At 60.7% G+C, this 13908-nt stretch carries 17 protein-coding genes; 5 read left to right on the forward strand and 12 right to left on the reverse strand.

What is annotated here, in order from left to right; translation table 11 throughout:
• The first annotated feature begins 3 nt into the window (after window positions 1–3).
• From EN818_RS22155 to EN818_RS22175, 5 genes are all read left to right on the forward strand, one after another.
• On the forward strand, window positions 4–219 hold the full coding sequence (locus EN818_RS22155; protein WP_135905349.1) for a hypothetical protein: 216 nt from the start codon (window positions 4–6) through the stop codon (window positions 217–219).
• A 79-nt stretch (window positions 220–298) separates the two neighbouring features.
• A complete protein-coding gene (locus EN818_RS22160) occupies window positions 299–742 on the forward strand; it encodes an antitoxin Xre/MbcA/ParS toxin-binding domain-containing protein (RefSeq protein ID WP_135905350.1) in 444 nt (147 codons plus the stop codon).
• Window positions 742–1209, forward strand: a complete 468-nt coding sequence (locus tag EN818_RS22165; RefSeq protein ID WP_135905352.1) for an RES family NAD+ phosphorylase — start codon at window positions 742–744, stop codon at window positions 1207–1209. The genes EN818_RS22160 and EN818_RS22165 overlap by 1 nt, the downstream gene beginning before the upstream one ends.
• Before the next feature lie 178 nt (window positions 1210–1387).
• The gene (locus tag EN818_RS22170) at window positions 1388–1624 is read left to right on the forward strand and encodes a type II toxin-antitoxin system prevent-host-death family antitoxin (RefSeq protein ID WP_127426854.1); all 237 of its coding nucleotides are present in this window, start codon (window positions 1388–1390) and stop codon (window positions 1622–1624) included.
• Window positions 1625–1627: 3 nt separating this feature from the next.
• Window positions 1628–2038 (forward strand): PIN domain-containing protein, encoded by a 411-nt coding sequence (locus tag EN818_RS22175; protein ID WP_135905354.1) that lies wholly within the window; start codon window positions 1628–1630, stop codon window positions 2036–2038.
• Between the two features lie 28 nt (window positions 2039–2066).
• Here the strand turns inward: EN818_RS22175 and EN818_RS22180 are convergent, their stop codons facing one another.
• From EN818_RS22180 to EN818_RS22235, 12 genes are read right to left on the reverse strand one after another with little or no spacing between them, the layout of a single operon-like run.
• Window positions 2067–4055 (reverse strand): type IV secretory system conjugative DNA transfer family protein, encoded by a 1989-nt coding sequence (locus EN818_RS22180; RefSeq protein WP_135905356.1) that lies wholly within the window; start codon window positions 4053–4055, stop codon window positions 2067–2069.
• Window positions 4056–4057: 2 nt separating this feature from the next.
• Window positions 4058–5077: a P-type DNA transfer ATPase VirB11 gene (gene virB11, locus EN818_RS22185; RefSeq protein WP_135905359.1), complete on the reverse strand. Its 1020-nt coding sequence runs from the start codon at window positions 5075–5077 to the stop codon at window positions 4058–4060.
• A complete protein-coding gene (gene virB10 / locus EN818_RS22190; RefSeq protein ID WP_135905419.1) occupies window positions 5058–6284 on the reverse strand; it encodes a type IV secretion system protein VirB10 in 1227 nt (408 codons plus the stop codon). Before virB10 ends, virB11 begins: the two co-directional genes overlap by 20 nt.
• On the reverse strand, window positions 6284–7096 hold the full coding sequence (virB9, locus tag EN818_RS22195; RefSeq protein ID WP_135905361.1) for a P-type conjugative transfer protein VirB9: 813 nt from the start codon (window positions 7094–7096) through the stop codon (window positions 6284–6286). Before virB9 ends, virB10 begins: the two co-directional genes overlap by 1 nt.
• A complete protein-coding gene (locus EN818_RS22200) occupies window positions 7096–7788 on the reverse strand; it encodes a type IV secretion system protein (protein WP_135905363.1) in 693 nt (230 codons plus the stop codon). The genes virB9 and EN818_RS22200 overlap by 1 nt, the downstream gene beginning before the upstream one ends.
• A gap of 48 nt (window positions 7789–7836) precedes the next feature.
• Window positions 7837–8838, reverse strand: a complete 1002-nt coding sequence (locus EN818_RS22205) for a type IV secretion system protein (protein WP_135905366.1) — start codon at window positions 8836–8838, stop codon at window positions 7837–7839.
• Between the two features lie 9 nt (window positions 8839–8847).
• A complete protein-coding gene (locus EN818_RS22210) occupies window positions 8848–9045 on the reverse strand; it encodes a hypothetical protein (protein ID WP_189523829.1) in 198 nt (65 codons plus the stop codon).
• Between the two features lie 23 nt (window positions 9046–9068).
• Window positions 9069–9767: a type IV secretion system protein gene (locus tag EN818_RS22215; RefSeq protein WP_135905370.1), complete on the reverse strand. Its 699-nt coding sequence runs from the start codon at window positions 9765–9767 to the stop codon at window positions 9069–9071.
• 13 nt (window positions 9768–9780) lie between these two features.
• Window positions 9781–10848 (reverse strand): lytic transglycosylase domain-containing protein, encoded by a 1068-nt coding sequence (locus EN818_RS22220; protein WP_135905421.1) that lies wholly within the window; start codon window positions 10846–10848, stop codon window positions 9781–9783.
• The gene (locus EN818_RS22225) at window positions 10845–13259 is read right to left on the reverse strand and encodes a VirB4 family type IV secretion system protein (protein WP_135905372.1); all 2415 of its coding nucleotides are present in this window, start codon (window positions 13257–13259) and stop codon (window positions 10845–10847) included. Before EN818_RS22225 ends, EN818_RS22220 begins: the two co-directional genes overlap by 4 nt.
• A gap of 2 nt (window positions 13260–13261) precedes the next feature.
• The gene (locus EN818_RS22230; RefSeq protein WP_128373842.1) at window positions 13262–13561 is read right to left on the reverse strand and encodes a VirB3 family type IV secretion system protein; all 300 of its coding nucleotides are present in this window, start codon (window positions 13559–13561) and stop codon (window positions 13262–13264) included.
• A 3-nt stretch (window positions 13562–13564) separates the two neighbouring features.
• Entirely contained in the window at window positions 13565–13906 is a 342-nt protein-coding gene (locus tag EN818_RS22235; protein WP_135905375.1) for a TrbC/VirB2 family protein, read from the reverse strand.
• Between the last annotated feature and the right edge of the window lie 2 nt (window positions 13907–13908).

Raw genomic sequence — 13908 nt, forward strand, 5'->3', positions numbered from 1 at the left:
ACAATGAGGCAGCATTGGCACATCAAACCGCTTCCACCGCCCGACGACAGTGCTGATCGTCCGGATGGCTTTGTGGGATTTGCGCTGTTGGCTCTGATTGTCATCGGCCCATTGATTTTGTTCGGGCATGAGCTGGGTGCTATGGAGACGTGGCTGGTCGACGTCTACAAAGCGGTCGAAAGCTGGCTTTTACCCGTTCGGGATTGGTTTTTGGGCTAGTGGCGTGCATCAGCATTCCGGCCATTGTATTTTCCGGCAATATGCCCTAAATTTGTAGGCACATTGCCGGAGTTGAACTATGGCCACTGCCATTGCTGTCATTGAAGAGGTTTCACGCAAGCTCGGGGGACCGAGCGTGCTGGGAACAGATGTTCGTTCTCAGGCAGATCTCGCTATGATCGTCCGTCGCAGATTGCCCTTGGCCGCCTTGAAGGGATTGTCGCTTGCCGGCCTCAGTGAGCAGGAGATCGAGCGCTTCGTCATCCCGCAGCGCACCCGTCGCCATCGGGCCGAGAAGAACCAGCCGCTGACTGTGGAAGAGTCCGACCGCGCCGTGAGACTGGTTCGCATCCAGGCGCTGGCGGAAGAGACCTTTGGGGATGCAGCAAAGGCCAATCGGTGGCTGCGTAAGGAGCTCGGCGAATTGGGTGGCGAGACGCCTTTGAGCGTCGCCCAGACCGAGGCCGGCGCCCGCGTCGTGGAAACCATCCTCGGGAAGATCGCCTGGGGCGCCGCCGCCTGATGCGGTTGTGGCGGCTTTCGAGCCTCCAGTATGCGAATGCGATGGACGGCGGCTACGGCCTGCTGTTCGATGGCCGCTGGAATACGGTCGGGCATCCAGTCACCTACGCCGCCACGTCGCCCTCGCTCTGCATCCTGGAGAAGCTTGTCCACATTGAAGACCCCGCGCTACTGCCGGCGCTCGCCATGGTGGCATACGATATCCCGGATGAGATACCGGCATCGCATCGATCCGTCGGTGACCTTCCTGCAGATTGGCGCCAGCAGGAAGCCATGACGCAGCGTCTTGGCGACGGATGGCTCACCGCAAATGATACCGCGCTGCTCTTTGTTCCGTCGGCAATCGTACCGATCGCGGATAGCCCTGACCGCAATGTCCTTATCAATCCACGCCACTTTGCGGCCGCAGCGGTTCAGATCGCGCGCGTCGAGCGAATCGAGCTGGACATCCGGCTGTTAAGGGAATGAGATGGGAAATGACCTTTTTATTTCAACGCGTTAGGTTGTTCCATAAGATAGATTATGCAACTTAAAATGGCAATCCAGCATCAAGCAATCTCAAGTTACAAGGCCGGTCAAGCATTTGACGAAAACTACCCTAGCCTCTATATTCTGGCCATGTGGCCATATAATGGACTTGCGGCCGATGAAGAGTATCTCCGTCGTTGAGGCAAAAGCGAATTTTTCCGGGCTCCTCGCCGAAGTCGAGGCGGGCGAGGAAATTGCTGTCACCCGACATGGCAAGGTCATCGCGCGCATGGTGCCTGATCATCGCCGTGTTGCCGCCGACGCCTTTCGTGATTTTTGGGCGGATGCCGACGAGTTCGATCTGGTTGCACCAGAGGACAAGCCTGCGGAGGATGTGGCCTCGCTGGACGACTAGATCGTGGCGTCGCTCTATCTTTTGGACACGAATATTCTCATTGCAGCCATGAAAGGCCGTCCGGAGGTGCGAAAACGGCTGGAGGCCCAGCAAATAAGCGCTATCCGGCTCTCTGCGATCGTAATGGGCGAATTGGAGTTCGGCGCGGAGAAAAGTGCCTATGGTGACCGCAATCGCGCCCGTCTGGCCACCTTGACGCAGCGCCTACCGCTGGTCGGCATCGACCAGGACACAATACGGCATTATGCAAAAATCCGTGCCCTCCTTGAGCGTCACGGTACACCCATTGGTGCAAACGACACCTGGATCGCAGCACAAGCTCTCGCCATCAACGCTGTCTTGGTCACAGACAATGAGCGCGAATTCTCCCGTGTGCCTGGGCTGGTGGTCGAAAACTGGCTCACCGAATCCTGAGTGCAGGTATCCATCCGATATGGTTGGCTCACGCCGTTTCCAGCCCGCGTTCCAAGTCAGCGTCTGGAACGGTCTCATCAAATACCATCGACCAATCTCTCGGGCCTCCTGTCGATTTCGCCATCACCAGTTTCTTCAATTTCGCCGTAGCTGAATCGAAGCGCGATTCCAGCGCCTCGAAATGCGGTTCGCGACGCCGAGAGCTTTGAGAGGCGACAGCCGTGTTGCCTTTCACAATGGACTTTTTGCTGTCATTTTCCTGCGATGGGTCAAATGACCCAACCGTAGGCGGCAAATGGGAGAGAATTTCATGCTCCTCACCCGAACTGGCGTAGCTCCCCGTGGTCGCTGGCACGGCCATCGGCGGGAAGAATTCCATCGCTGGCACCGAGGGGACGTGGTTGCGTGAGAAAGCCTCCCGCTCGAGAAACGGCTTCGTGGCGAAGAAGCGCAGCTTGTCGGCGAGGATTGGGCTCTGTCCTTCGACCAGTACGAGCATTTTTTCAGGCGGGAGCTGGCGGATTTCCTGCGGCATCATCAGATCGCGTTCCCTCAGTTGCTCCACCTTGGTGCGGCGATGCAACCCCATCAGTTCGATCGTCCGAGATTCTGTCTTATACCGGACGGTACGACGGCCAAGGCTTTTTGAGACCGACTCGGCGGTCGCCTGGTCGTTGGCGCCGAGGACGAGCTGATAGCCACAGTTTCCCATCAAGGATTGCCGTGCGGTTTCGCCATAGATCTCATCGAGGTTTTTCAGATCCTGGACGATGAAGGCCATCTTGATGTTGTAGCCAGCGACATAGGGCAGCTTGCTGGTGATCTCGCTGAGTTTCTTCAGCTGCCGGAACTCATCCAGAAGAAAATAAACCGATAGCGACCGGCGATCATGCTCGAGCAGGAGCGTGTCGAGCGTCTGCTGGACGAACAGCGCCAGCAGCGGCTTCAGCAGCGTGATGTCGGTAATGTTCGGCGCCAGATAAATCGAGATCGGCCTGTATTTCAGGGAACGCAGATCCATGTCGGTGGCCGACGTCGCCGCGACCACGCGCTCGTTGCGGAAAGGCCGCAGTGCCTTCTGGATGTCCAGCAGCGCGGAGGCCGCGGCGCGCTCGGAAAGCGCGATGTAGGCGTTGAAGCTCTCGACGGTGAAGCGCGACAGGCCAGGCTCCTTCTCCTTGATGAATTCCATCAGCGCCTGCAGGTTGACGCCGCTGTTGAAGAAGGCTGTGACCTCGCCGAGATTGCGGCGACCGCGATAAAAGACGCTCTCGTTAATGTAGCTGATCGCGCCGGCCATCACCTGCTGTGCCGTCGCCTGCCAGATCGAGTTTTCGGAATCGATGCTTTCGGGAACGAGGATGCTGGCGATGTTCTGGATGTCGGTCGTGCGGTCCCCGCGGTCGGTGCGAATGAAGTCCAGTGGGTTGTAGCGGTGGGTCCGGTCCGATCCGGGCGCGAAGAGGAAAACCTGGTTGCCCTTCGATTTGCGATAGCCAGCGGTCGACCGGAAGATCTCGCCCTTGAGATCGGTAACGATCATTGAGCCTTCATGCGCGAGCGCGTTCGGAATGACGTAGCAAGCCCCCTTCCCTGATCGTGTCGGTCCGATGACCAGATGATGACGCTCGTCATCGACGCGCAGGATCTGGCGGCCGAAACGCCCGAGAATGTGCCCCTTGCGTCGAAACCATTTACCGCGGCGAAGTGACATGGCGTTCTGGAAGTGTGCGTCGCCAAGGGGATTGGATACGGGCCGCAGACCGACATAGGCGACTATGCCGGCGACGAGGAGCGCGGGGATCGCGGCGCCGAGACCGATTCTTCGCAGTACAGGATTGTTAGCATAAAGAGCGAGCTGCTGGAGAGGCGCCCACGGGTTTGTGGTGATCGTTGCCTGAATGATGCGGCCGTCACCGTAAAGAAGCTTCAGCGCCAGGCCATAGCCAAGCAGCCAAGTGGCGAAGGCAATCGCCAGACAGAACGCGATGTAGACGAGTCGTAGGGAGCCAATCATGATCATTTCCCACGCGCGAAGAAGATCTCGGAAACGCCGCGACGGCCGCCGTCGCGGCGAAGCTGAATGACGATCGGGATGACGCTGCGGATGTAGGAGATCAGGTCTGCCTTCGGGTAAGCAGCTGAAAGACCCGACTGCATGACCATCATTGCAAGCTGCTCATAAGCGCCGAGCGGCGTGTCGGCATGCACCGTCGTCATCGAGCCGGGATGCCCGGTGTTGATGGCGCGCAGGAAAGAGAAAGCCTCCGATCCCCTCACCTCGCCGACGAACAGGCGATCGGGCCGCATGCGAAGCGAGGCTTCGAGCAGCCTCTGGATCGTCACGCTGGCAGTGCCCTGGTCACCTTTCGAGGCCAGGAGATGCACGGCATTCGGCTGCGATGGGAACAGCTCTCGCGTATCCTCGAGCGTGATGATGCGCTCACGCTCGTCGACCGATTTGAGGCAGGCATTGAGGAAGGTCGTCTTGCCGCTCGAGGTGCCGCCACTAATGAGGACCGAGACGCGGTTCGCGATGGCGGACCGTATGAAGTTGTAGGAATCCTCCTTGCGCAGAAGCTCGATCAGCTCGCGGTCGACATCGCTCATGCCGCCAACGGCTACGGAAACATGGTCGAAGGCGCCCTTGTCGCGATAGTCGTCGAGGCTGAAATCGCTGACGACCTGCTTGCGCAGCGAGACGACGCCTCCATCGGGCGCCGCCGGCGGCAGAACGACCTGGATGCGCTCTCCGGTCGGCAAGGCGGCGCTTAGGACCGGGCTGGCCGGACTGATGAACTGGTTCGTCGAGGCCGCTACACGCTCGCCGATGTTGACGATCTCTGCCGTCGTCAGCTCCGGCACGGAAAAGGACGCCATATGCTCGTCACCCAGCCGCTCGACATAGACCTGGCCTGGCCGGTTGATCGAGATTTCGACGACACGCGGATCATCGAGAAATGGCTTGAGCGGGTCCAGCGCGCGGTAGAGAAAATAGTGGCGATCGCTGCGGCCGAATTCAGTTGAGACCACGTTCATGACGGATCTCCTTAAGCGCCTCGGATACCGGATCATCGTAGAGCGCGGAAAAGTCGAGATCCTGCCGTACGAAAACAAAGATACGTTCGCCCTGCGCTACGCTGATGGTCGGCGGAATCTTGAGGCTGTCGCCGAGGGCCTGGTTGGCCATGTCGGAGAAGGTCTGCGCGAGCGTGGTGCGGGCGATGTCCTCTGCGCGCTGACTGTTGTCGCTGTTGTTGCTCACGGATTGGCTGCCGTAGCCGGTCAGGTAGCTCGCGCCACCGCCGACGATCGAGAGAAGGATCGCCGCGCCAAAGCGTTCCCGGAACTTGTTGTCGACATGGCCAGTCAGGCCGGAGCGGCCAAGGCTATCGGCGCCGATGGAATCGAGACGGACGCTGACGCCGTCATCGCGCAGCATCCGTGTCCAGATTACGAAAATGCGCTTCTGACCGCGTACAATGTCGGACTGATATTCGCCGATGAGGCGCGTGCCTGTCGGAATGAGAACGCGCCGCCCATCGAACGAATAGACGTCCTGTGAAACGATGGCGCGGATTTGGCCGGGCAGGTCGCTGACGATGGCGGTCTCCAAAATGCCGGGGATCAGCGTTCCTTCCGGCACCAGGGCATCGATGCGGTCAATCTTTCTGGCCCTTGCCGTGCGGTCGCCCAGACTGATTGCCGACGCCAGGAACTTGCTGTTGCGGTCCTCGCCGGCGACGGTCGCGCCCTGCCCTTCCCCGGCGGCCGATCCGAGTCGCTCACCACTTGAGCCTTTGTTGTCGAAGACCACCATGTTCGAACGATAGCGCTTCGGGAATTCATCCTCAGGCGATGGTGCTGCTGTATCAGGTGCGGGCGCCGCCGCCGGCGGTGGCGGAGGCGGGACGTTGAACTCCGTCGTGTCGGAACGCTCTTCCTCCTTCGGCGGTGGTGGGGGTGGTGGCGGGATTTGAAGGACTTCCGGCTCTGCCGGTTTCGGCTGCGGCTCTCCGTCGCGCGCAAAGGATGGCGGCCGAAACGTGGTGGTTGAGAACTCTTCGTCGCCGGTGAGCATATCACGCTGCTGAGGCCGCCCGTCGGCAACGACGAAATAGCCCGCGACCATGCCAATCAGGATGAGCACGCCGCCGCCGATGACCTGCTTGCGCCGAACGCTTCTGTCCGCGATCGCCGGCTCGTCGCGGCTCGCCAGGACCTCGAGCTCGGGGCTACGCTGGATCAATTGCCGCTCCTCCTGCGCTTCGTCGCATAAGGATCCTCGACCGGTCCAAGGACACCAGGATCAGGCGCGCCGAAATCGGGTTTTCTGAGATTGAAGATGCAGACCCATTGGTCGCCGTCGCGCAGGGTGAACTGCGTGGCGGTCCCGTCGACGACGATATAGTCGCCCTCCCTGCGGAAATTCTCCAATGTCTCGGAGAAATCGGGGTTGACGGTGAAGATCGCTGGCACACGACGGTCGAATTTGAAGAAGGTCTTGGCGCCATCATCGAAGATCATGAGCGGCTTCAGTCGCGCATCGCCGGAAAATGAATAATCGATATTGACGTTGGCCTTGTCGATGCCGGCAATATTCGGCCAGGCAGCGCGTTGCTCGGCCTCCTTGCGCAGGGCCGCATTAAGATTCTTTTCAGGGTAGACGAAGCGGATGCCGAAGACTTCCCTGCCCGCCTCCGGAGCGTTGTCGCGCAGTTCCAGATAGTAGATGCGCTTGTCCGTGACGACGTTCATGTTGGTGGTCACGTTCTTGGCGATCGGCTTCACGAAGAGGATGTTGCCCTTATCGGCCGGGACGACCTGCCAGCTTTCGGTGTCGCCGAGCGAGATCGTCTGGAATTTCTCGTCCTCATCGAAAATGATCATGGTCGAGATGCCGTAGGTGGCGAAGACCTGGACGACATTGTTCTCCTGATAGACCACGCTGGTGATGCGTCGATCGAGAGACCCGCCTTTTGGCGTTTGCGCCGCGATGGCGGCGGAGCCGAAGACGACGAGGCATAATGCCGTGGTGAGGACCATTCCCTTCCTCATCACGGGCTCCCCGGCGTCACGGTCTCCTGGTCGCGGCGATAGTCGTAGACCTGGAAGCCGAGCGGGTTCTCGAAACGCCATTCGTTCTTGATCGGCGTGTCGGTGTAGCGGTAGCGCACGACGGAGATCCAATGACGGTCGACGGCCTCGGTCTCGCTTTTCTCCGTGGTTGAGAAACGCACGATCGCCGTCGAATTGTTTGGAAAGCTGACCGACTTGACGTCGACCAGGACCCGCTTCAGCTTGCCATAGACTTTGGCGGGGTTTTGCGGATTGACGGCGCTGTAGAGCGCCTGCAATTCGCGGGCGGCATCGCCTGTAGAAAGAAGTGCTGCGATCCCGAAATATTCGTCGATCGAATATGGATCGTAGCCCTCGCGATTGCGGACATAGCGCACCACATTGGCCTGCGTTACCGCCTCCTGTTCGGTTAGATTGGCTGGCCGGGTGAGACCCGACTTCAACTCGATGTAGCCGGTGTTCCTGTCGACCTCGACCAGGTACGGTTCGAAGCTCTTGAGCGGCAGCATCAGAACGACCGCCAGAAGGCTGAGTGCGGCAATGCTGGCAAACACCAGAGCGAAGAACCAGGCGATGCGGCTCGAGCGTTTCGCCCGCTTGATGATCTCTGCTTCCCAGATATCGCCTTGCTGGAAGTACGATCGCAGTCTGTCGTCGGTGCTGTCTGCCATGCTTTCCGTCGAGGTTGGTATGGACATTCATTGGTTGGGCTCGAGCGCCTATCCGGGCGTTCCATTGGCTGTGATGGCGCGCTGCATGGCCTCGCGGGCCACGTTGCGCGGCGGATGAAGCTGCGCCTGCACGCGATGAACCGCGGCCTGCATTTGCCGTGACGATGTGCCGATCGCCATGCGACCGAACATGATGCCGCGGTCGGTGAAGGAGCGGGATCGCTGCCCGATCGGCGTCGCCAGGCCGCCGACAATGCCTTGGGCAAGCGACTGGATCTGGATCAGAACGAACGAGCCGGCGAGGCAAAGCATGATGAAGGCGGCGAAGTCGCTGAGCTTCAGCTCCCGGTTGCCGGAGATTTGGTTGATCTTGGTGAGTTCAGGAGCCATGGCCGCAATCAGGAAGGCGGCGATGACGTAGACGAAGAGCGGGATCAGCGCGTAAAGCAGCGACTGGTTCAGCCAGCCGATGGCGTAGTTGCGGGTCGGATTGAAGAGCATGCAGGAAATGAAGATCGGCGCGGTGCCCAGCAGCACCCAGAGGATCACCTTGGCGAGCACCAGGATGCCAAGCGCGATCGCGACGAAGAGGCCGGCAAAGACCATGATGACCATGCCGATCAGCGCCGGCAGCACCGAGAAATAACCGGCCTGCTCGGAAAAGGTCGAGGCCGCCACATTGGCTGTCTTCCAGATTTGGGAAAGGCCGTTTGTCGGCTCGGTCACGCCAGTTCCCGACGCGGAGAGCACGGCTCGGCCGGCGGCCTCCGGCACCTTGGTCAGCCAGTCATAGACAAGCGCGTCGAAATTGGACCAGGTGCCGACGAGGATGAATATAATGATGACGCGGGCAAGACGGCTGACGATCTCGGCAACGCTCAGCCGCGACGTGCCGAGGAAGAGCTGCGTTCCGTAGAACAATACGACCAGAACGAAGAGCACCCGAAGCAGCGGCTCGAGATCTGCGCTCAGCGCTTCGTATGCACGCTGCGAGAAATTCTGGCCCGACGCGTCGATACGCTGCAGCAGCTCGCCAATGAAATCCTCCACCGCCCTGCCCTACTCCGCTTGCCCGGTCAGATCATTGATTGCCGCCAATGCCGCCCTGCGGTCCGGATTGACCAGTCGCATTGGTCCGCACTTGACACGCGGATCCTCAGCGTAGCTGGTGACATTGGCAGGCCGCTTGCAGGGCGCGGTCTTCTCCTTCGGCGTGCCGCAGCCGGTCGTGAGGAGTATGATCGCGACAATGGTCATAACCGTTGAAACCTTCACTGCGCTCATTCGTAGGTGAGCGCTTTTCTGGTGTTGGAGATGTCGGTGAGCTTGCGCTGGTTGTCGGCCTGCAGCGACTGCACGGCGCCGTTCATGGTGCCGATCATCTCGTTCAAGGTAAGCCCGGTCTGCACCTGAAGCTGCGTGTTCTGATCGATCGAGCCCTTGATATCCTTAGAGGTTCCGATCCCCTGCCCCGCGCCCTCGAGGGCAGTCCGTCGGGTCTCGACGGCCTGCTGCGAGCCGTTGATCAGGGCCGAAACCCCAAGCACGGTCTTGACCAGCTCCTCGTAGGATTTGTCGCTGGCGAGCGAGCTGTCGTCCTTGCCGGAGAGGGATTTCACCAGCTGAAGGCCGTTGACGAAAAGCGTTGCCGCCTTGGCGATCTCCGGCCCCATCGAGCCGAAGTTCGGCATGCCGCTCTGCAGAAGACTGTCGAAGGACGGAACCGAGGTGACGCTGAAGCCGTTGCCGACGGCGAGGTCCTTCAGCGATCCGGCATCGCTGCCGCGGTCGCCGGTAACCGCCTGCAGCGTCTTTTCGACCGTCGTCAGGATATCTTTGTTGGTGTCGAGGATCTTGGAGGTCTTTTCCGCCGTATCCTTGGCGACGGCGTAGTTGGTTTTGTCGATCACCGGAATGTCGGCGCGCGCCGCCGTCGCACCAATGGAGATCACGCCAGCAAGCAAGAGGATGCGTCTCATGAGGAACCTCCAATCATTGAGGAACGAGGAGCAGTTCGGTCTTCTGGTCGGGTTTTCGGGCGCAGGTCTTCGCCTCGACATCCCCGACAAGGCCGGTGCGGTCGTCGCAGAAGCCGGTAACGGATTGAGGGTCGCCTTCGTCACCGTCCTGGTAGCGGCCGGAGCGGCTGGCGCCCGAAATGTCGCTCAGCGTGACCGCGTTCCTGGAATTGACGAGATCGGCAAAGCTGGCGCTGAGCCCGATCATGCGGTTCAGCATATCGATGTTGGCGTTGCGAGCGCCGGAATTCTGGTCCCAGCTGTCCTGCACCGTGCCGGTCGCGACAGAACCGAACTGCTCGAACCAGGATGCGACATCGCCTGACCCGTCGCCCGTGGCGCTGGTTCGACCCATCGCATTGACGGTGCTGGCACGCATGCCCTCGTAGGCGGTGCTCGTGCCGCCATAGTTCAGCGGAATGCCCGACTTGTCCGATCCGCCAAACGCCGGCAGCCATTTCTGCGTGATAATGCGGACGTAATCTTGCGTTTCGCGGAACGGCGGAATGCCGCCATAGCTTTCGACATTTCCCGAACCGGAATTGTAGGCGGCGAGCGCCAGCGAGACGTTTCCGTCGAAGCGCTTGAGCTGCTGCTTGAAATAGCGGGCGCCACCCCGCAAGTTCTGCTCGATGTTATAAGGATTGACGCCGAGGTCCGAGGCCGTGCCCGGCATGAGCTGGCCGAGCCCGATGGCGCCGGCGCCGGACTTGGCGCAAGGATTGAACCGGCTCTCCTGATAGACGAGCGCCAGGAACTGGTTCTCATCGATCCCTTCCTCGCGCGCGACACGCCGCACCATGCCTGCGATCGATGGATTTGCGTTGGCCGCGGCGACCGGATCATCCCTGCGGCCCGGTCGATAAACCGCGCAGGTGACGCTTTCGTTGGTCGTGTAGCGATCGCGGTCAACATGATCGATTTCGGTGATCTTGTCGTTCCGGTCCTGGCGCTCATCCAGGGTGGTTCCATCGACGGTCGGAATATCGGCTGCGGCCGGCGTCGCGAGAAGGACGAGCAATAGGGGAATTCGTCGGATCATGCCGTCCTCCCCCAGCCGCAGAATTCGTTCAGCCACGCCGCCGGGTCCTCACCAAGGCGGGCACGCAGCGCCGCGCAGGCCTCGATCGTGTCCTTGCGGCCGGACAGCACCTTGACGATTTCCGGCATCGCTGAAAGGTCCAGCCGGGCAATGACGGAATCGTTGCCATGCTTGACGAGGAAGGTCCGCCGCTCCGGCGGCGTGTTGCGGATGAAGGCGAATTCTTTGGCCGTCAGACCGAAGCGGCGGATGTAGCTTTCCTCATCCGCGCGCGGGTTCGGGAAATGCAGGTTCGTCGCCGACTGCTCGATCAGCGTATGCGATTGCGGCGCCCGGGCTATATCCGCGGCCGACTGGGTGCCGAAGCCGACGATCCCGTTCAGCTTGCGGATCGTCTTCATCTTGTCGACGATATAGCTGGAAAACGCTGGGTCCTGCAGCAGCTTCCAGCCCTCGTCCATGAAGATCAGGACGGGATCGCCAGTGAGCAGCTCTTCGATGCGATGGAATAGATACATCAGCGCCGGCGTGCGCACGTCTTCATTGTCGAGGACGTGCGTCATGTCGAAACCGAAGATGCGCCGGCCGGAAAAGGAGAGCGCGTCGCGTGGCGCGTTGAAGAGCCATGCTTTCTCGCCTTCGAACCATGGCCTCAACCGCGACTGCAGGTCGTTGGCGTCCGAGCGCGAACGCCCCATGAGAAGTCCCGACAGATTGACGAGCGTCCGCTGCTCGACCGGCTCCTCGCAGATGCGCCTGATTGCTCGCTCGAGCGTGTCTTCTTCTTCCTGGGAAAAGCCGTGACCGCCGGCGGGCGACAGCATGGCCTTCAGAAGGCGGACCAGGAATTCTCGATTCGCAGGCGTGTTTTCCAGCTGCAGCGGATTGAAGCCGGTCGCCTGCCCTGGCTGAAGAACCTCGTAGTTGCCGTTCACGGCTCGAATGAAGATCGATGCACCTTCGTCCTTGTCGAAGAAAACGGCCCGAGGCTCGGGCGCAACGCGAAACGCTTGCGCAAGCAGGAAGGTAAGCGCGACGGTCTTGCCGGACCCCGTCGGCCCCGTGACCAGAAAATGCCCGACGTCACGCTGGTGAAAATTGAACCAGTAGGGCGTCTGCGACGTCGTCTCAAGAATCGAAATCGGCAGACCCCAATGCACACCCAATGACTGTCCTGTTGCGAAATTGTGCATGGAAGAGAAGCCTGCGAAGTTGGCGCTCGACAACATGCAGGAGCGCGCGATGTAGGCATGGTTGCCGGGAAGCTGCGCCCAGAACGAGGCTTCCATGTTGAGGTCTTCACGCAGCCAGTTGACGTTCATGTCGGTGAGGCAGGCGCCGAGTTCCGAGACCGCCCTGTCGAGACCAGCCAGGTCGCGCGACAGGCAAAGCAGGCTGAAATGGTGGTAGCCGAACACGGCTTCCTGATTGACCAGGCTGTTGAGCGCAAAGTCGATGTCCGTCTCGACCGTGCTGCCGGCTTCGTCGGAAGCGCGTATCTGCCGTTGCAGACGCGAGATCCTTTCTTGCGCGACCGGCTTGTCGGCAAGCGTGAAGGACTGGGTAAGGATGAACTCGTGGTTGATCTGGAGCAGGCCGTCGAGCATGCCCGGGCCCGAGAACGGCGGGTACTCCTTGATCGACAGCATCGCGCCAAAGCGATTGTCGACTTCCGTGGGACCCTGCGCCTGCAGAGTGCGCCGTGAGAAGTGCAGCCGCGAGGTCCCGACATAGCCGCGGATACCCATGCGAGGCAGCCGCATGTCCCGCGACAGGCCGCAGGTCAGTATGGCGTTGAAGAAGGCGCATGGTTCGGAATAGGGGTCGCCGTCGCGGTAGGTAATGCCGAGGGCACGCGCGCCGTATTTCTGCAGCTCGGGTGTGACGTTGCCGACGACTTCTTCCAGCTCGCTGATGCGTTCATGGGTTCGCTGTTGACGCACGCCCGGCCGTGCGGATCGATCGAACACTCGTGAGATCGTCTCGGCGGTTCCCAAGGGACCGCGCATGCCGGACCGCACGATTGTCAAGTAGAGCTCGTTGGTGAACATGCGCTTCTCGCGAAGCGCCGTCATGTAGCGTCCGTTCAGAAGGTCGCAGAAGCGATCGGAAAACGAGCCGCCGAGCTCCGGCTTGACCTGTCTGCGGATCACCGTCGACCACAGCGAATAGCGGCTTGATCCAAGCGCGCGGATCAACGTGTTCTGTACGCTGGCGCGCATGTTGAGCTCGGCCTGGTCCTCGGTCTGGAAGAACAGGCCATCGAGCTTGATGACGCTGAGCACAGCGCCGCTTTCGAGACCGATGACGGTATCAGAAAGGTGGCGCATGTAAGGGATATGCGAGGCGATCGACCGTTCGCGCCGGCGCTCGCGTCCAAAGCCTAGCTCATCAGCAACGACATTGAGCATGGTCATGGCCCATAAGAGTCTGTGCCCCAGAACAGCTTGTTCGGCGTCCGCGGCGTGCGGCGACCGGCGACCTGGGCGAGGTCAAGGATGCGAATATCTCGGCTGGTGAGCGCGAAGAGCGCCAGGTATGCAACGGGCGCTATCGTCGCGGCCCAGAAGCTGGTCGTGACCAGGAAAGCGATCAGCGTGACGCCAATGATCAGATAGAACGCGGTGAGCGGAATACCCCACATCATCGGCGGCCGCGTCAGGCCGATCACCAGCGGCGTCAGATGGGGCTTGTCGTCGGAGATCTCGCTCATGGCTCACTTCCCGACCGCCGCGATCATCTGGTCGACGATCGCCGGGGCGCCAAAGACAAGGCCAATGCCGATAACCACGGCGCCGGCCGTAAACCAGGAAAGCCGTCCGGCAAAGGCGAGGAAGCCCAGGCCGATCACCGCGATGATCGCCAGCAGCCGCCCGAAAGGCCCGGTGATGAAATCGACGATCATCTGGACGGCCGTTTCAAGCGGTGCGAATGCGCCCGAAGTCTGCTGGGCGAGGGCCGGTTCAGCGGCCGTGACCGCCAGCGCCGCAACGATCAGCAAGAGCAATGCGGGCCGCGCGGCGGGCGACCCTAAATGCGAGAGGATGTAGTTCTTCATGT

It is taken from the genome of Mesorhizobium sp. M3A.F.Ca.ET.175.01.1.1 (genome assembly GCF_004791945.1).
In the GTDB taxonomy this organism is placed as follows: Bacteria; Pseudomonadota; Alphaproteobacteria; order Rhizobiales; family Rhizobiaceae; genus Mesorhizobium.